At 61.0% G+C, this 17,056-nt stretch carries 19 protein-coding genes; 12 read left to right on the top strand and 7 right to left on the bottom strand.

The window, feature by feature from the left end; genetic code table 11:
* Nucleotides 1–23 precede the first annotated feature (23 nt).
* From A9K68_RS11005 to A9K68_RS10980, 6 genes are all read left to right on the top strand, one after another.
* A complete protein-coding gene (locus A9K68_RS11005) occupies nt 24–1,055 on the top strand; it encodes an aldo/keto reductase (protein WP_246811345.1) in 1,032 nt (343 codons plus the stop codon).
* A complete protein-coding gene (locus A9K68_RS11000) occupies nt 1,040–1,762 on the top strand; it encodes a formylglycine-generating enzyme family protein (RefSeq protein WP_246811344.1) in 723 nt (240 codons plus the stop codon). Before A9K68_RS11005 ends, A9K68_RS11000 begins: the two co-directional genes overlap by 16 nt.
* 368 nt (nt 1,763–2,130) lie before the next feature.
* Nucleotides 2,131–2,769 carry a 50S ribosomal protein L25/general stress protein Ctc gene (locus A9K68_RS10995; RefSeq protein WP_065011952.1) on the top strand — a complete coding sequence of 213 codons (639 nt, stop codon included), beginning with the start codon at nt 2,131–2,133 and terminating at the stop codon, nt 2,767–2,769.
* A 188-nt stretch (nt 2,770–2,957) separates the two neighbouring features.
* Nucleotides 2,958–3,689: an aminoacyl-tRNA hydrolase gene (gene pth / locus A9K68_RS10990; protein WP_065011951.1), complete on the top strand. Its 732-nt coding sequence runs from the start codon at nt 2,958–2,960 to the stop codon at nt 3,687–3,689.
* A 96-nt stretch (nt 3,690–3,785) separates the two neighbouring features.
* Nucleotides 3,786–4,889, top strand: coding sequence for a redox-regulated ATPase YchF (gene ychF, locus A9K68_RS10985; RefSeq protein WP_065011950.1), 1,104 nt, complete (start codon nt 3,786–3,788; stop codon nt 4,887–4,889).
* A gap of 143 nt (nt 4,890–5,032) precedes the next feature.
* Nucleotides 5,033–5,785 (top strand): DUF5131 family protein, encoded by a 753-nt coding sequence (locus A9K68_RS10980; protein WP_065011949.1) that lies wholly within the window; start codon nt 5,033–5,035, stop codon nt 5,783–5,785.
* On the opposite strand, the gene A9K68_RS10975 is transcribed toward A9K68_RS10980, so the two are convergent.
* Nucleotides 5,740–6,657: a three-Cys-motif partner protein TcmP gene (locus A9K68_RS10975; RefSeq protein WP_082982747.1), complete on the bottom strand. Its 918-nt coding sequence runs from the start codon at nt 6,655–6,657 to the stop codon at nt 5,740–5,742. The genes A9K68_RS10980 and A9K68_RS10975 overlap by 46 nt on opposite strands.
* A 434-nt stretch (nt 6,658–7,091) precedes the next feature.
* On the opposite strand from A9K68_RS10975, the gene corA reads away from it, so the two are divergent.
* From corA to A9K68_RS10960, 3 genes are all read left to right on the top strand, one after another.
* Entirely contained in the window at nt 7,092–8,066 is a 975-nt protein-coding gene (gene corA, locus A9K68_RS10970) for a magnesium/cobalt transporter CorA (protein WP_065011947.1), read from the top strand.
* 122 nt (nt 8,067–8,188) lie between these two features.
* Nucleotides 8,189–8,650, top strand: coding sequence for a MaoC family dehydratase (locus tag A9K68_RS10965; protein ID WP_065011946.1), 462 nt, complete (start codon nt 8,189–8,191; stop codon nt 8,648–8,650).
* Nucleotides 8,647–9,117 carry a MaoC family dehydratase gene (locus A9K68_RS10960; protein WP_065011945.1) on the top strand — a complete coding sequence of 157 codons (471 nt, stop codon included), beginning with the start codon at nt 8,647–8,649 and terminating at the stop codon, nt 9,115–9,117. The genes A9K68_RS10965 and A9K68_RS10960 overlap by 4 nt, the downstream gene beginning before the upstream one ends.
* 191 nt (nt 9,118–9,308) lie before the next feature.
* Here the strand turns inward: A9K68_RS10960 and A9K68_RS10955 are convergent, their stop codons facing one another.
* The 4 genes from A9K68_RS10955 to petA all read right to left on the bottom strand — a co-directional run bounded on the left by A9K68_RS10955 (nt 9,309) and on the right by petA (nt 12,910).
* Nucleotides 9,309–9,854 carry an adenine phosphoribosyltransferase gene (locus A9K68_RS10955; RefSeq protein ID WP_065011944.1) on the bottom strand — a complete coding sequence of 182 codons (546 nt, stop codon included), beginning with the start codon at nt 9,852–9,854 and terminating at the stop codon, nt 9,309–9,311.
* A 211-nt stretch (nt 9,855–10,065) separates the two neighbouring features.
* Nucleotides 10,066–10,938 carry a cytochrome c1 gene (locus A9K68_RS10950; RefSeq protein ID WP_065011943.1) on the bottom strand — a complete coding sequence of 291 codons (873 nt, stop codon included), beginning with the start codon at nt 10,936–10,938 and terminating at the stop codon, nt 10,066–10,068.
* An 89-nt stretch (nt 10,939–11,027) separates the two neighbouring features.
* Entirely contained in the window at nt 11,028–12,332 is a 1,305-nt protein-coding gene (locus A9K68_RS10945; protein ID WP_065011942.1) for a cytochrome b N-terminal domain-containing protein, read from the bottom strand.
* Nucleotides 12,333–12,349: 17 nt separating this feature from the next.
* Nucleotides 12,350–12,910 (bottom strand): ubiquinol-cytochrome c reductase iron-sulfur subunit, encoded by a 561-nt coding sequence (gene petA / locus A9K68_RS10940; protein WP_029349928.1) that lies wholly within the window; start codon nt 12,908–12,910, stop codon nt 12,350–12,352.
* Nucleotides 12,911–13,223: 313 nt separating this feature from the next.
* Between petA and A9K68_RS10935 the strand changes: the two genes are divergently transcribed.
* Nucleotides 13,224–13,580 (top strand): cupin domain-containing protein, encoded by a 357-nt coding sequence (locus A9K68_RS10935; protein ID WP_065011941.1) that lies wholly within the window; start codon nt 13,224–13,226, stop codon nt 13,578–13,580.
* A gap of 140 nt (nt 13,581–13,720) precedes the next feature.
* Here the strand turns inward: A9K68_RS10935 and A9K68_RS10930 are convergent, their stop codons facing one another.
* Nucleotides 13,721–14,338 (bottom strand): cupin domain-containing protein, encoded by a 618-nt coding sequence (locus A9K68_RS10930; RefSeq protein ID WP_065011940.1) that lies wholly within the window; start codon nt 14,336–14,338, stop codon nt 13,721–13,723.
* A 264-nt stretch (nt 14,339–14,602) separates the two neighbouring features.
* Complete coding sequence (locus A9K68_RS10925) at nt 14,603–14,959, bottom strand: hypothetical protein (RefSeq protein WP_246811343.1); 357 nt, start codon at nt 14,957–14,959, stop codon at nt 14,603–14,605.
* A gap of 192 nt (nt 14,960–15,151) precedes the next feature.
* On the opposite strand from A9K68_RS10925, the gene A9K68_RS10920 reads away from it, so the two are divergent.
* Nucleotides 15,152–15,586, top strand: a complete 435-nt coding sequence (locus A9K68_RS10920) for a winged helix-turn-helix domain-containing protein (RefSeq protein ID WP_082982746.1) — start codon at nt 15,152–15,154, stop codon at nt 15,584–15,586.
* Nucleotides 15,558–16,841, top strand: a complete 1,284-nt coding sequence (locus A9K68_RS10915; RefSeq protein ID WP_065011938.1) for a tetratricopeptide repeat protein — start codon at nt 15,558–15,560, stop codon at nt 16,839–16,841. The genes A9K68_RS10920 and A9K68_RS10915 overlap by 29 nt, the downstream gene beginning before the upstream one ends.
* Nucleotides 16,842–17,056 lie beyond the last annotated feature (215 nt).

The following is a 17,056-nucleotide window of genomic DNA, read 5'->3' as shown; positions in this document are numbered from 1 at the left end:
GCACATCAAACGGAGTACCCTCGATGTCTCGTCCCGAGTTTCTCACCACCCGCCGCGATCTTCTCCGTTCCACCGCAACGCTGGCCGCAGTCGCCGCGGCCTGCCAATTTCCGATCAAGGCAATCGCGCAAGAGCGCTCGGCCATCATGCGGCCGATCCCCAAGACGGGCGAGATGATCCCCGCCGTCGGTCTGGGCACTTTCGAAACATTCGACATCATGCCCGGTGAACCGCGAGACAACATTCGCGAGATCATCCGTTCCTTCCATCAGATGGGCGGGCGCGTCATCGACACGTCGCCGCTGTACGGCATGTCCGAGGTCAGCGTCGGCGATTTCGTGACCGAACTGGGCATAGCGGATGACATTTTCGTCACCAACAAGACTTGGACAACGGGCGAATATCTCTCGGACAACAGTCACTCGGAGGCGCAATTTCTTCGCTCGCGCGAGCGCCTCTGGCGTAGCCGGATGGATGTCCAACAAGTTCATAGTCTCGAGAATCACGATCAGGTCCTGCACCTGCTGCGCCAATGGAAGGAGGAAGGCCTGATCCGCTATATCGGGGCGACGCAGTGGAGCGCCGAATACTACGATACCATGGAGCGGTTGGTTGCAGGCGGCACGCTCGACTTCGTTCAGATCGCCTACACCATCCATACGCGGGCGGCCGAAAAGAGACTGCTGCAGGCCTGTGCGGACAATGGCGTCGCCGTGCAGGTGAACATTCCCTTCGAGAAGGCGCGCCTGTTCACGCCAGTTGCCGAGCAGCCTCTTCCGCCTTTCGCCGCCGAATTGGGCATTGAAAGCTGGGCTGAGTACTTTCTCAAGTTCATCATTTCCCACCCCAACGTTACCGTAGTGATTCCGGCAACCAGCAATCCCGAACACCTGGTTGACAACATGGGCGCGCTCTTTGGCGAGCTGCCGGACGGGGCGATGCGAGAGCGTATGGCGGAATACTACACATCCCTTCCCGGCGTGGCCGATGCCCTCCGGCAACCGCCCTATCCAGGAAAGAACTATGGAGGGGTCGTGAAGTGGCCCTTCGCTTGAAGAATGCTCCCGCAGTTCTCTCGGTCGCCGTTCTTCTGGTGACCTGCGGCCAGCTCAGCGCCAACGAACGGGCTCTCGTGGGACAATTCACCATCGACCGCACCGAAGTGACAATCGGACAATTCACCGGCTTCGCTGAAGCGACGGGGCTGATGACGGCCGCCGAAACCTTGGGTGGCGGACACGAGTGGGGCTCGGGATGGGAGCGGCGTCCTGGATGGACATATCGGACGCCCTTCGGAGAAGCGCCACAATCGACGAGCGAGCCGGCCGTTCATGTCAGCTGGCACGAGGCGGCAGCCTATTGCGCTTGGGCCGGCGGCCGCTTGCCGACCATCGAAGAATGGGTCCCGGCGGCCTATCGCGAAACCCGCCCTGCCCCATCGGCGGGCTTCATCGCCGGCAGGCAATATGCATATCCTGTCGGCGACACGCCCATCGGCGCCAACACGCGGAGCGACGATCCTTGGCCGCGCCATGCGGCAGCGGGTACCACGCAGGTCGGGGTCAATGGTCTCTACGATATGGGTGGCAACGTGTGGGAATGGCTTGCCGATCGTGATGGCCAATCGGCTCTAACTGCCGGTGGTTCCTGGTGGTATGGTGCCGAAGAGATGGTGTCCAGCGCGATGCAATGGAAACCTGTCGATTTCTACGTCGTCTACATAGGTTTTCGCTGTGTCTACGATCACGGACGTGCCCGATAAATCCTGAGTTGCGGGCTGATGACCGGCGGGGCAAACTGCCGCATTTTGGCGATCTTGGTTATTCTCACTGGAAGCGCAGAACGTCTGCCCGTTGCGGGAACAGGGCTTGTTCCCGCAACGGGCAGACATTGGGGCGTTCGGAGCTTCCTCACGCCCGCCTTTGGCTTGCACCTCGTCCCACCTTCCGCTATAGAGCCGCCACCCGCGTAGACACCCTTGGAGGCAACGCGGCGGAAGGCTGTCCGGCCTAACGTGATCCCAAAAAGATTTTGGACCCGATCATGTAAGGCCATGACGGCTTTCGACGTTTACGGCCCCAGGCACCTCGCCGGCCGCGAACGCTCCAGAACAACGCGAAAGGAAATGCCATGAGCGATACTTACGAGCTCAAGGCCGAAGCGCGCGAACAGGTCGGTAAGGGGTCCGCCCGTGCAGTTCGCCGCAACGGTAAAGTGCCTGCAGTAATTTACGGCGACAAGCAGCCTCCCCTGGCGATTGCGCTGACCTACAAGGACATCTACTACAAGATCCATGGCGGCGGGTTCCTGACCACGATCGCCACGATCGATGTCGACGGCAAGAAGATCCAGGTCCTGCCAAAGGACTACCAGCTCGACCCGGTCAGGGATTTCCCGGTCCATGTCGACTTCCTGCGCATCGGCAAGGACACCGAAGTCAATGTCGACGTGCCGGTCCACTTCATCAACGAGGACAAGTCGCCCGGCATCAAGCGCGGCGGCGTGCTCAACATCGTGCGTCATGAAGTCGAGTTCCATTGCCCTGCCAATGCGATCCCGGAGTTCATCACCGTCGATCTTACCGGCACCGATATCGGCGATTCGATCCACATCTCGGCGGTCAAGCTGCCGGCCGGCGTCAAGCCGGTGATCTCCGACCGCGACTTCACCGTCGCGACCATTGCCGGTTCCGCGGCGATGAAGCCGGAGGCGGAAGAGACGGTCGAAGCGGCTGAACCCGAAGCGGCACCTGCCGACGAAGAGAAGTAATCCCTTTCCGCCTAGTGTGGCGAATCCGAAATTCGCATCACTTTGGAGCAGCGCACCGGGCGAATTTCGGATTCTAAAGGCCACACTAGCAACCATGAGGTTCTAGTGTGGTTTTTGGATTTGAAGTTCCTGAACGTTGATGGCTTCAAAGCGGCAGGAACTTCAAATCCACCACACTAGAGGTGACGATGCTGCTGTTTGCAGGCCTCGGCAATCCGGGCGCGAAATACGCCAACAACCGGCACAATGTCGGCTTCATGGCGGCGGACGCAATCGCCCGCCGCCACTCCTTTTCCCCCTGGTCGAAGAAGTTCCAGGGGCTGATCGCCGAAGGTACGCTTGCCGGCGAAAAGATCATCCTGATCAAGCCGCAGACCTTCATGAACAATTCAGGCCGGTCGATCGGCGAAGCGCTGCGCTTCTATAAGCTCACTCCCTCGGCGCTCACCGTCTTCTATGACGAGATCGACCTCGCCGACGGTAAGGTCCGTGTCAAGACCGGCGGCGGCGCCGGCGGTCACAACGGCATCCGCTCGATCGACGGCCATGTCGGCAACGCTTACCGCCGCGTGCGCATCGGCGTCGGCCATCCCGGCGTCAAGGAATTCGTCCAGCATCATGTGCTTGGCGATTTCGCCAGGGCCGATCGCGAATGGGTGGAGCCGCTGCTCGACGCCATCGGTGATCATGCCGACTTGATCGTGAGGGGTGATGAGCCCGGCTTCATGAACAAGGTCAGTGTTGCCGTCCAGCGAAAGACCGGCGTCGCGCCCGAGCCGGAAAAGCCCGGGCAAAAACAACAGGGTGCAAAACAGCAGAGCCACGTCCGTCAGGCGCGGCCGCAGCAGCCGGCAGTCAAGCTGCCCGAAACCGGCCCGATGGCCGCCATGCTGAAGAAGCTGTTTGGCGGCAAGGATTGAGCTTCGGCGCGAACGGAGCCGAAGGGGTTGACGTTCGTCACCCCTTTCGCCCATAGCCCTCATCAAATTTCGATTTCCCGATAGGACCGGATAAAAATGGGTTTCAAATGCGGCATCGTTGGCTTGCCCAACGTCGGCAAGTCGACGCTTTTCAACGCGCTGACCAGGACGGCAGCGGCGCAGGCAGCCAACTATCCATTCTGCACCATCGAACCGAACACCGGCGAGGTGGCGGTGCCCGACCCGCGCCTGCAGAAGATCGCGGCGATCGGCAAGTCGAAAGAGATCATCCCGACCCGCATCTCCTTCGTCGACATCGCCGGCCTGGTGCGCGGCGCCTCGAAGGGCGAAGGCCTGGGCAACCAGTTCCTGGCCAACATCCGCGAGGTCGACGCCATCGTCCATGTGCTGCGCTGCTTCGAGGATGACGACATCACCCATGTCGAGGGCCGCATCGATCCCGTCGCCGACGCCGAGACCGTCGAGACCGAGCTGATGCTCGCCGACCTCGACAGCCTCGAGCGCCGCATCGTGCAGTTCCGCAAGCGCGCTTCCGGCAAGGACAAGGAGGCGCTGACCGTACTGCCGATGATGGAAGCAGCATTGGAACTCCTGCAGGCCGGCAAGCCGGCCCGCATCCTGCTCAATGGCATTTCCGCGGAGGATCTGCGCATCCTGCAGGGGCTGAACCTTTTGACCTCGCACCCCGTGCTCTATGTCTGCAATGTCGCCGAGGCCGATGCTGCCACCGGCAACGCGCACACCAAGGCGGTCGAGCAGATGGCTGCCGCGCAAGGCGCCCGCACCGTGGCGATTTCCGCGGCGATCGAAGCCGAGGTCGCGCAGCTCAGCGACGAAGAGGAAATGGAATTCCTCGCGACGCTGGGCCTCGATGAGCCTGGCTTGAACAAGGTGATCCGCGCCGGCTACGAGCTGCTGCAGCTCATCACCTATTTCACCGTCGGCCCGAAGGAGACACGCGCCTGGACCGTGCACAAGGGCGCCAAGGCGCCACAAGCGGCAGGCGTCATCCATACCGATTTCGAGCGCGGCTTCATCCGCGCCCAGACCATCGCCTACAACGATTTCGTCACGCTGGGCGGCGAAGTGGCGGCCAAGGAAGCCGGCAAGGCGCGCGACGAAGGCAAGGAGTATGTCGTCCAGGACGGCGACATCATGCTGTTCAAGTTCAACACCTGATTATTCGTACTTTAGCGGGATCGTGAGGCAACTTAAGCAGCCATCGAACTAGGGTCCTTGATGTGAAAAAATTCCTATAGTAGAATTTATTGGGGTGTTTACGATCTTCAGGCAGTCTTAAGCTGACGAAGAGAAGCGCGGAAATGGCCGAGACATCAATCGAGTGGACTGACGCAACGTGGAACCCGGTCGCAGGATGCTCGATCCTCACGGCAGGGTGTACCAACTGCTACGCCATGCGCATGGCTGCCCGCCTCGAAGCGATGGGTGTCACGAAGTATGCCGGGCTGACACGGAAAGGCGGTGGAAGGGCGAAATGGACAGGCAGGATAAGGCTTGATAGCGCCTCTCTCGACATTCCCGCTTCGTGGAAGAAACCGCGCCGCGTTTTCGTCAACTCGATGTCCGACCTTTTTCACACCGATGTGCCGGTGGACTTCATTCGCGAGGTTTGGCGCGTCATGGGAGATACCCCGCGCCACACTTATCAAATTCTCACCAAGCGCCCAGATAGGATGGCGGAAATCCTGTCGCTGGACAGCTTTAGAGTACTGTCGAACGTATGGCTCGGAACAAGCGTCGAGGACAGTCGGGTGCTTCACAGATTGGATGAACTTCGAGCCGTTCCAGCGGCCATAAGGTTTGTCTCATATGAGCCGCTGATAGGCTCTGTGGCGGGCGCAAGCTTGGCAGGAATTCATTGGGCGATAGTCGGCGGAGAAAGTGGACCCAACGCACGTCCGATGGATCCGACGTGGATCGATGAGATTTTCGATCAATGCACTGATGCCGATGCAGCCTTCTTTTTCAAGCAATGGGGCGGGAAGAACAAAAGAGCGACAGGTCGAATCTATCGTGAGCGCTTGTGGGATGACCTACCAGAATTGAGAATGTGAGATGCCATGTCTGTCGCCAGCTTCACTGCTGCCGAGCTAGTATTCGATACCGCAAAGAAAAGGGACGCCAGCGGCGCACCATTCTTGTGGTGGAGCCGGACCGGATCAAGGACGGCACCCTTAAAGGCTGTTTGGAGTCGCTCTTTCACATAGACCTCGATTGCGTTTACGTCAGCCCTGCGCACAGCTTGTCCTCGCGTTTCGAAAATGTCTGCCCGCGTAACTTCGTGGTTGTACCAGCGGGAGCGCCAGTCTGTCGCGCCTAAGACACGATCTAGACTTGCTTGCTTGCTAAGATCGAGTTTCGCCGGATCGTGCGGAGCATTCCTGTATAGGCCTGACAGCGGAAAGAAGTACCAACAATCCAGCGCCTGGGTCTTGGCAATCGCCTCCACTGTCTTCCAGGACACCTCCATGCCGTAGGGGTCCAGAAAGATGACCCCCCGTATTCCGCGCCCAATAGTTTTAGGGCCGCGCCAGGAGGTGTTCACGCATAAGCGTTGGACCAGTTTATTGGCATCGCCATTTCGTAGGATGATCTTGCGATCTGGATACTCGTCAACCAAAGCTCGGAGTTCTGAAAATCGAGACGCGTCTTGCTCGATCAGAACAACTGAGTGCATCGGTGGATCGATCTCGATCGCGATCCGCGCCGATCCCGGTGTCGTGATTTCCTCCGGTTCGGCGAAATCTGGTCCAAATAGCGGCAAACCAGGGCGCACCTCTGTCCGCGTTCCAGAGCCAGCAAACGCGTCAATGTAAATGCAAGCGAACTGCTGATTCCGAAGTGCAATGGAAAATGCCTGTAAATACTCCTGTAAACACAGAAGTTTTTTCGATGTATCAGGTCCACCAAAAACATGCGCCGCCAATTTTCGATCCCCAATCCCCGGCGCATATCCAAGCCTAGAATTAAACTGGTGTCTAGATATTTAATGCGGTGAAAAATGAACAAGGCCAAGTGTTGCTCGACCTCTTCCGCGTCTATCGCAGAACATCAGAAAGGTGGGACAGGTTAAACTTGCAGCAGCACCCAATCGTCTCTGTCTGCATCATGCGACACGTCCCGCCGTCTCAGCTACATTTTGTCCTGAAAGGCCGTTTGACGCCCTGATGGCCGCCGGCGCGATCACAGCCTCGTGCGCGCCGCACGGGCGGTTTCTGCGCGGCTTGACTGCCCGCAATGCCCGGTCTAAGGGGCGTCTGCACCGGCCCGTGCTTTCGTCGAAAGCGCCTGTCCCGTGCAATCCGAAACGACGCGCCCGCTCGAACCCATCCTTTTGGCCTCAGCAAGGGAGACCCGGTGATGATCAAGGCATTCGTCGTGGACAATGATCGCCTGCGCCTCGCCGACGATCTCTTGGCAAACAGCGACAAGATCGTCTGGGCCGATCTTCTGAACCCAACAAAGGAAGAGGAAGCTGCCATCGAGGCCTGGCTCGGTGTTGCCATTCCGACGCGCGAGGAGATGGAGGAGATCGAGATTTCCAGCCGCCTTTACGTCGAGGACGGCGCCTATTTCATGACCGCCATTCTGCCGGCCCAGACCGAGGCCGACGATCCCCTGATGTCGCCGGTCACCTTCGTGCTGGCCGGCAACAGGCTGATCACCGTGCGCTATCACGAACCGAAGGCCTTCAAGACGTTTCCGCTGCGCGCCGAGAAGGTGGCGACCGGCTGCACCAGCGGCGACACCATCCTGATCGGCCTGCTGGAGGCGATCGTAGACCGCCTCGCCGACATTCTGGAGCGCGCAGGCCGCGACATCGAGACGATTTCGCGCGACATCTTCGAGGCACGCTCGACCAAGGTTTCCAAGCGCAACCGCGACTTCCAGGAATTGCTCAAGGCGATCGGCCGCAAGGAGGACATCGCCTCCTCGATCCGCGACAGCCTGATTTCACTGCAGCGGCTCGCCGGTTTTCTCGCCCACGCCTCGACCCAGACCAAGATGAGCAAGGACATCCGCGCGCGCATCAAGACCTTGTCGCGCGATGTGCTGTCGCTCGCCGACCACGCCACCTTCCTGTCGCAGAAGATCAACTTCCTGCTCGACGCGACGCTCGGCATGATCTCGATCGAGCAGAACGCCATCATCAAGATCTTCTCCGTCGCCGCAGTCATCTTCCTGCCGCCGACGCTGGTCGCTTCGATCTACGGCATGAATTTCGACATCATGCCCGAGCTCAAATGGCAGCTCGGCTATCCCTTCGCCATCGGCTTGATGATCGTGTCGGCGATCCTGCCTTTCTGGTATTTCCGCCGCCGCGGCTGGTTGTAGCTTCTATTCCGTTGGGCGCGATGGCCTGGCGCACCAGAAATTACTTGACCAAATTGCGCCCTGCCTGCATCCGGGAACCCCGATCCGTGGCGATCGTACAAACTTGAACCGGATTCCAGACCATGACCGGAAAGACCTGGGCCTATGAGGATTTCGTCGAGGGCGCCTCGCTTGACCTCGGGACGAAGCTGGTGAGTGCGGCCGAGATCATCGAATTCGCGCAAGAGTTCGATGCGCAGCCGATGCATCTCGACGAGGCGGCGGGCAAGGCCAGCATCCTTGGCGGGCTGTCGGCCTCCGGCTGGCACACTTGCGCGATGTTCATGCGCATGCTGTGCGAGGCCTTCCTGCTGGACTCGACCTCGCAAGGCGCCCCCGGCGTCGACCAGGTCCGGTGGAAGAAGCCGGTGCTGGCCGGTGACATCTTGCGCGGCAACACCACCGTCCTTGCCAAGCGCCTGTCCAGGTCCAAGCCCCAGCTCGGCCTCGTCACCCTGCGCAGCGAGCTTTTCAACCAGCGTGGCGAAGGCGTCTTCGAACTCGAGAATACCGTCATGTTCCTGACGCGAGGGGCCAGCGCGTGAGCCTCGACGAGTTCTTCTGCATCGGCGTCACCGTCACGCTTGGGTCGCATGCATTCGAACCCGAGGCGATCAAGGCGTTCGCCAGGAAATACGATCCGCAGATATTCCACCTCGACGAAGAGGCGGCGAAGAAGAGCGTATTCGGCGGCCTGTGCGCGTCGGGCTGGCACACAGCTGCAACCTGGATGAAATTGAACCTCGAGGCCGGCGTGGAGGCCGGGGGCGCCCGCTGGGTCGGCGCAGGACCCGCACCCGAATTCGGCCCCTCGCCCGGTTTCAAGAACCTCAAATGGCTGAAGCCCGTCTATGCCGGAGAAACCGTGACCTTCACCCGTACAGCGCTTGCCCACCGCCCCATCATGTCACGGCCGGGCTGGCGGCTGCTCACGCTTCGCTCGGAAGCCTTCGATTCGACCGGCGACAAGGTCATCGAGTTCGAAAGCGCCGTGCTGGTGAAGGTGGGGTGAGCTTTCCTTCTCCCCTTGTGGGAGAAGGTGGGATTGGCGCGCAGCGCCAAGACGGATGAGGGGTGTTGGAAGAAATGATACGGCAAAAATCCAATTGGAAGCGCTAGCGCTGCGATCGGTCCAACACCCCATCCGACCTCGCTTCGCGAGGCCACCTTCTCCCACAAACAAAGGGAGAAGGAAAAAGCGCATCAATGCCCTTCGAATCCGATCAGCGTCCTGACCGGCACGCCGAGCGCTTCGAGCTTCTCGCGGCCGCCGAGGTCCGGCAAGTCGATGACGAAGCAGGCGGCGAGGATGTCGGCGCCGATCTGCCGCAACAGCTGGACCGCCGCCGCCGCCGTGCCGCCGGTGGCGATCAGGTCGTCGACGAGGATGACCTTCTCACCCGGAGACACGCCATCCCTGTGCATCTCCATCTCGTCCAGCCCGTATTCGAGGCTGTAGGCGACGCGCACCGTCTCGTAAGGCAGCTTGCCCTTCTTGCGGATCGGCACGAAGCCGGCCGATAGCTGATGGGCGACGGCGCCGCCAAGGATGAAGCCGCGCGCCTCGATGCCGGCGATCTTGTCGACTTTCTGGCCGGCATAGGGATGCACCAGCTCGTCGATGGCGCGGCGGAAGGCGCGCGCATTGCTTAGCAGCGTGGTGATGTCGCGAAACAGGATGCCCGGCTTGGGATAGTCCGGAATGGTGCGGATCGCGGCAAGCAGCGTGTCTTCGAGCGAAGGTTTCATGGGGCGGCTCTCCGGGCATTCGTCCGATTCGACTTGAAGACGTGAAAAGGAACTCCGGCCGATGGTAACCCGGCGCGGCCAGAGACGGCTACCGCGATATGGCGGCTGGAAGAAAATTGTCCGGCAAAGGACTGGGCCGGCGGTCTTCGGAGGCAGTGTTCGGAAATGCAAAAGGGCGCCTTTCGACGCCCTTTCGATCTGGTGGCGTAGCTCAGTGCGCCACGCCGGCCCACACCTTGCGCTTGGTCAGATAGACCAGCGCGCCGAACAGCAACAGGAAGACCAGCACGCGAAAGCCGGTCTTCTTGCGGGCTTCCAGATGCGGCTCGGCCGCCCACATCAGGAAGGCCGACACGTCGCGGGAATACTGGTCGACCGTCTGCGGCGCGCCGTCGTCATAGGTCACCTGGTCGTCGGAGAGCGGGTTGGGCATCTTCAGCGACACGCCGGCAATGAAGTACGGATTGTAGTGCGTGCCTTCCGGTATCTCCATGCCCGCCGGCGGCTGCTCGTCATAGCCGGTCAGCAGCGAGTGGATATAGTCGGGACCGCCCTGGGCGTATTGCGTGAAGATGTCGAAGACGAAACGCGGAAAGCCGCGCTCGACGCCGCGCGCCTTAGCCAGCAGCGACATGTCGGGCGGGGCAGCCCCGCCATTGGCGGCCGCTGCTGCCTGATCGTTGGGGAACGGCGCCGGGAAATAGTCGGACGGTATGCCGGGACGATCGAACATGTCGCCGGCATCGTTGGGGCCATCATTGATCGTGTACTCGGCCGCCAGCGCCTTGACCTGCGCTTCCGAATAGCCAAGGTCTTCCAGCGTGCGGAACGCCACCAACTTCATCGAATGGCAGGTCGCGCAGACTTCCTTGTAGACCTTGAGCCCGCGCTGCAACTGCGCCTTGTCGTAGGTGCCGAACGGCCCGGCGAAGCTCCAGTCCATCTCCTTGGGCTCGTGTATCGGGAAATGCGTCGGCGCGGCTTCGTTGTGCGCCTCCTCCTGGGCGATCGTCCCTGTGGTCGCGGTCGCAGTGCCTGCCAACACAAGGCCGAGCAGCGCCAGCGAGGTGAGAATCTTCTTCATACCAAATCCCCTTGAGATTCTCTGCCGCGCTGTCGTCGTCTCGACCATCATCTTGTCCGAAAACCGGTCTCCACTTTTCGGGGTCATGCTCAGCCCTTGGTTTCCGGTGCGGCTGTCGCGCGAGCCGGATGCCCGCCACCGCCATGCTTGTTCTTCTCGAGCACCGCCTCGGTGATCGAATTCGGCAACCGCCGAGGAGTCTCGATCAGGCCAAGCACCGGCAGCGCGACCAGGAAGAAGGCGAAATAGAACAATGTAGCCATCTGCGCCATGAAGACATAGCTGCCTTCAGCCGGCTGCGAACCCAGCCAGCCGAGCAGGACGGCATCGATCACGAACAGCCAGAAGAACAGCTTGTACCAGGGCCGGTAGACCGCCGAGCGCACCTTCGAAGTGTCGAGCCACGGCACCAGGAACAGCATGGCGATGGAGCCGAACATCGCGAGCACGCCGCCAAGCTTGGAGTTGATCGGCCCGATATTGAAGGTAATGGCGCGCAGGATCGCGTAGAACGGCAGGAAGTACCATTCCGGCACGATATGGGCAGGCGTCTTCAGCGGGTCGGCGACGACGTAATTGTCGGGGTGGCCGAGAAAATTCGGCAGGTAGAAGACGAAGTAGGCGAAGATGAACAGGAACACGAGCATCCCGAACGCGTCCTTGATGGTCGCGTAGGGGGTGAAGGCGACGGTATCGGTTTTCGACTTGACCTCAATGCCGGTCGGGTTCGACTGGCCGACCACATGCAGCGCCCATATATGCAGCACGACGACGCCGGCTATCATGAACGGCAGCAGATAGTGCAGTGAAAAGAAGCGGTTCAGCGTCGGGTTGTCGACGGCGTAGCCGCCGAGCAAAAGCTGCTGGATCCAGTCGCCGACCAGCGGGATGGCGCTGAAGAAGCCGGTGATGACGGTCGCGCCCCAGAACGACATCTGCCCCCAGGGCAGCACATAACCCATGAAGCCTGTCGCCATCATCAGGAGGTAGATGATGCAGCCGAGTATCCACAGAAGCTCGCGCGGCGCCTTGTACGAACCGTAGTAGAGACCGCGGAAGATGTGGATGTAGACCGCGACGAAGAAGAACGACGCGCCGTTCGAATGCATGTAGCGCAACAGCCAGCCCGAATTCACGTCGCGCATGATCTTTTCGACCGAATCGAAGGCGAGAGTGCTGTCCGCCGCATAATGCATGGCCAGCACAATGCCGGTCAGCATCTGCGCCGCCAGCATGAGCGCCAGGATGCCGCCAAAAGTGTACGCGTAGTTGAGGTTGCGCGGCACCGGATAGGCGACGAAGCTGTCATAGACCAGCCGCGGCAGCGGCATGCGGGCGTCGAACCAGCGTCCGATACCGGTCTTGGGCGTATAGGTCGAGTGTCCCTCGCTCATCGAAATATCCCTTAGCCTTAGCCGATACGGATCTTGGTGTCGGAAATGAACTGGAACACCGGCACCGTCATGTTCTCCGGGGCCGGCCCGCCGCGGACGCGGCCGGCCGTGTCGTATACCGAACCGTGACACGGGCAGAACCAGCCGCCGAACTCGCCTTCCTGGCCGAGCGGAATGCAGCCGAGATGGGTGCAGACCTGGACCATCACTATCCAGGCCTCTTTGCCCGGCATGGTGCGGTTGGCGTCCGTCGCCGGCGCATCGGCCGGCAGATTGGCGTTACGGGCGAGCGGATCCTTGAGCTGGGCCAGATTGACCGCCTCGCCGTCCTTCATTTCTTGTTCGGTGCGGTTGCGCACCACAACCGGCTTGCCGCGCCATTTCACGACAAGCGACATCCCCGGCGTCAGCGAGGAGACGTCGACCTCGACCGAGGCCAGCGCCAGCGTCGAGGCATCCGGGCGCATCTGGTCGATGAACGGCCAGGCGACGGCACCCGCGCCGACCACCGCGGCCATGCCCGTGGCGACGTAGAGAAAATCACGACGGTTGGGATCCTGGATGTCGGTTGCGCTCACGGGTGCCTGATCCTTTCGCCTCTTCCGTGCCGGTGGCCGAGGCTTGTTCCCCGCTCTTTCACGCCAACCCGACAGCGCATGGCGAACAGGCTTGCGAATTCCTCCGGCAATTGGCCTTCGGTTTATGCGTGAAGCCCGTTTTTGTCCAGACGGGTGAAGGCACAAGGGCAGATTGTCGCGGGGACGCAATTCGACGTCGGGCGGCGTGGCGACGGGCACATGTCGAACACGCCGAAAACGACCGTAAATCAACCGCAAAGCAGCGCCTGCGTTTGCCTCGACAGAAGCCCCGGCCTCGGTCTATCCTCGGCTCATGGCGCATGTCATCGACCGCGACAAATGGGCCAAGGCGCCCGACCGCTGGCCCGACCATTGGCAAGGCGAGCTGCAGTGCGGCACCTACGGCTCCAAAAGCTGCCTGATCTTCAACTATCTGCAGGAGATCGGCGGCGGCCCGCGGCTGCACATGCATCCCTATTGCGAGATTTTCATCATTCGCACTGGCACCGGGCTGTTCACCGTCGGCGACCGGCAGATCGAGGCGTCGGCCGGCCAGATCCTGGTCGTGCCGCCGAACACGCCGCACAAATTCACCAATATCGGCCCAGGCCCGCTGGAGACCACCGACATCCACGAAAACGGCAGCTTCATCACCGACTGGCTGGAGTAGACCATGATCCCGAAGGTCCGCGTCAGCGAAAAGTGGAACCGGTTTTCGGAATAATCGGGGGCAACTGGTGGTGTAAATCTGACGCTGGGGTGCCGCCTCAGCTCGTACCGAACATTCGCGCCACCCCGGGAAATGTCGTCTCAGTCGAGGCTGGCCGGCGACGAGAACGGCTGATTGGCGTCGACCACGAAGATGGCCAGCTCATCGAGATCGGTTGTGCCGGCGCTGAACACTTCCATCGGCGTGTTGGCCCCGTGTCCGGTCATGGCCTTGCCGGCTTCGGCGTAGGTTACGCCGTGGGGCGTTCTCTGGCCGAGCTTGCCGGCCAGCACATAGAAGGCCTCCGGTCCCGGATGCGTATGGATCGGCGTCTTGGCACCGGGCGCTCCGCCGGCGCGGTTGACGCGCAGCAAATACTCGCTGGCGCTGATCGTCGGAAGGGGTCCGATCTCGACGACCTTGGCTCCGCCGGGCGTCGAGCCATCCTTCGGCCCAAGCGTGAACAGCCAGACCTTGCCCGCGGCCTCCGCCGCAAGCGAGGTCGGGCCGGCAGCGCTCTGGGCCTGCGCCAGCGTTGGGAAATTTTCCAGCCGCCAAAACAATGGTCCGGGCGGCAGTTCCTTCAGCTTTTTCTCAACCACCGGCTTGACGGCGAATTTGCTTTCTGCCGGCATTGAGGCTGACGTCATCAGCCCGAAAGCACACAGTGAGAACAGAAGCACGCCAATACGGCGGGCGCTGAGAGAATGCGGCTTCATGGTCGGTCCTCCTTTGCATGGTCGTCCCCTCGACCCAATATCAGCTGCTACCCCAATAATTAGCTGCTACTAAGATAGCATCTGTGCCGCCTTACGGCACGACCAAATTTCGGGCCACCCAGAGATCGTCTGCCGCCAAAGAGGTCGGATCGCACGAAGGTCCGCTTGCGGCGCGACCGCGCCGGGCACTGGCAATTCGGCTGCACTGTAAATGCCGGCTGCAGCAGACATCCTGGCACCGACGTGGTCATGACCCCGCAGCAGTCACACTGATCCGGGCGGCGCAAAGAAGCAGAAGACTGTGGCCTGCGTCGGGTAAAGGCAGATGTGATAGTTGCCGTCGCTCGACCTGATCTCGCTGCCGTACGGGATTCGGAAGCTCTGTTTTCGCGTCACCAGATGGTGGTCGCCGGGGAACAGCACTACGGCAAAACCATCCGGCGCTTCCGTCACTGAGTTGGCCGGGATCATCTGGCAATCGCCGAGGGCGCCATCGCCGTTGCAGCAGCTGGGCGGGTAGTACCATCCCGTTCCTGCATCGTGCGCGCTGACACCCGGCGAACAAAGAGCCCCGCCCACGAACATGGCGGCAACGGTCGGCAGGGGACGGGGTCTCAGCATTGAACCGATTCCAAATCTTCGGATTCCAAACTTCGGAACGACTGAGACATTGGATCGTCGCCGCACCCATGTAACGAACAACTGGTGATAGATCGGTGAAAATTTGCCGAAAACAAAGATGTTCCGTCAGCATTCAAGCCTTTGCAGGAATTTGCTATAATAAATTGGAAATCCCCCCGTGGGAGGCGGAGGATGGATTTCCGGGCTGCCCGGACATTCGCCATCAACGGCGTCATCGTCGATGTTGCCGGAGGGTTTGTGCGTGACCGGGAAGGGCGCGAGATCGCCCTCAGACCGCAGGCCTTCGACCTCCTGAAATATCTCTTGGAAAACGCCGGCCGACTGGTCACCAAAGATGAGCTGATGCAGGCAGTGTGGCCAGGCGTATTCGTCACCGACGACAGTCTGGTGCAATGCGTACGCGACATCCGCCGCGCGCTTCACGAGCGAGAGCCAGTCAGTACTCAAGGCCGTGCCGAAACGCGGATACAGGCTGGCGATCGTGGCCGCGGACCCGCCTTCGGCGCCGGTAGGGTGGAGATGGACCGCGGCGACTGTGGCGCTGGGCTTGTTGGCGGCAGGCGCAGTCTGGCTCTTCATGGGTCTCGCCATCGAGAAGCGTTCTGACACGGTCCTGCCATCCGTCGCGGTGCTGCCGTTTCAAGCGATCGGCGGTGAAGCAAGTGTGCAGCGTCTGGCCGGCGGGCTCACAGAGGATATCATTACCGATCTCGCACGGTTTCCGGAATTCCGGGTCATTGCCCATAACTCGACGGAAGTCTACGAAGGCAAGCCGGCCAACCCGACTGAGGTCGGTGCAGCGCTCGGCGCGGGCTTTGTGGTCGAAGGCTCGATTCAACGCCAAGCCGATCGCGTGCGGGTTACGGCTCAGTTCATCGACGCGAAGACCGGTAATCATCTATGGTCGAACCGGTGGGACCGGCCGGACCGGGACCTGTTTGCGATTCAGACGGAGATTGCCGAGCAGGTCTCCAACCGGCTTGGCGGCGGCGCCGGCCTGATCCAAGAGGCAGGCCGGATAACGGCGCACCGCAAACCTCCCGGCAACCTCAACGCCTACGAACTCTACCTCATCGGTACCGAGAAGCTGGAACAAATCAATCGCGCCGACGTCGAGGAAGCCATCAGACTTCTCAGCCGCGCCACCGAACTGGACCCTACGCTGGCCCGCGCCTGGGTGGAACTGCACCATTCGCATTCCGTGCTGGCCAGTTTCGACATCGAACCCGAAAAGAATCGACGTATCGCCGCCGAAGCCGCTAAACGTGCAGTCGCGCTCGATCCGGCCGATGCCGAAGCGCATGCCGTTCTCGCCCGGAGCCTGGTCGTAAAGGGCGATCTCGCGCGCGCCAAGGCGGAATTCCACGCTGCCCTGCGAATGGCTCCAAATCAGTTCGAGATCGTGACCTTTTATGTGCCTTGGGCTTCTACTTTTGGCGAGGCCGAGAGGGGCGCCGAAATGGCTGATCAGGCGATCCACCTCAATCCGAACTACCCGTTGTGGAGCACCAGGTTGTTTGCCCACGCCTATTTTGTGGTCGGCCGCTACGACGACGCGCTGCTAATGATGGACCGGTTGGCGCCGGAGAATTATGGGATCTGGGGATGGACATATCGCCCCGCCGCGCTGGCGGCAGTCGGGCGTATCGAGGAGGCGAAAACCCTGATCAGCGAGGCCCTTAAACGGTTCCCCGACCTGACCATCGAGGGAAGGGTGAACGAACCTCTTGTCAACACAGATGCGGACCGCAAGCGTCTCGTGGAAACCATGCGCCTTGCCGGTTTCCCGCCCTGCGCCAGCCCCGAGCTACTGGCGAAGATCGACAAACCCGTGCGTCTTCCCGAGTGCCTTGCAAACTGATGGTCGTTGTTCGGGCGTTGGCGAGTTGGCAACGGCGCTCGCGATGCGCCACGCGGCAACGGCGAATGAGCCGTGCCAATGCGGCTTCGGTTCGATCCGACAAACATGCGGGATCCGCGCAAGTGAAGAATTCACTTTCATGCAGCCCTTCCCTGTCTCCGCCTGCCTTCGCTCGTTAAACTCATCGCAGCTCGGGCGTTAACGCTTGAGGCCAG

Origin of the sequence: Mesorhizobium sp. AA22, assembly GCF_001672375.2 — a bacterium.
In the GTDB taxonomy this organism is placed as follows: domain Bacteria; phylum Pseudomonadota; class Alphaproteobacteria; order Rhizobiales; family Rhizobiaceae; genus Mesorhizobium; species Mesorhizobium wenxiniae.
This window is presented reverse-complemented; position numbering and strand designations above follow the sequence as displayed.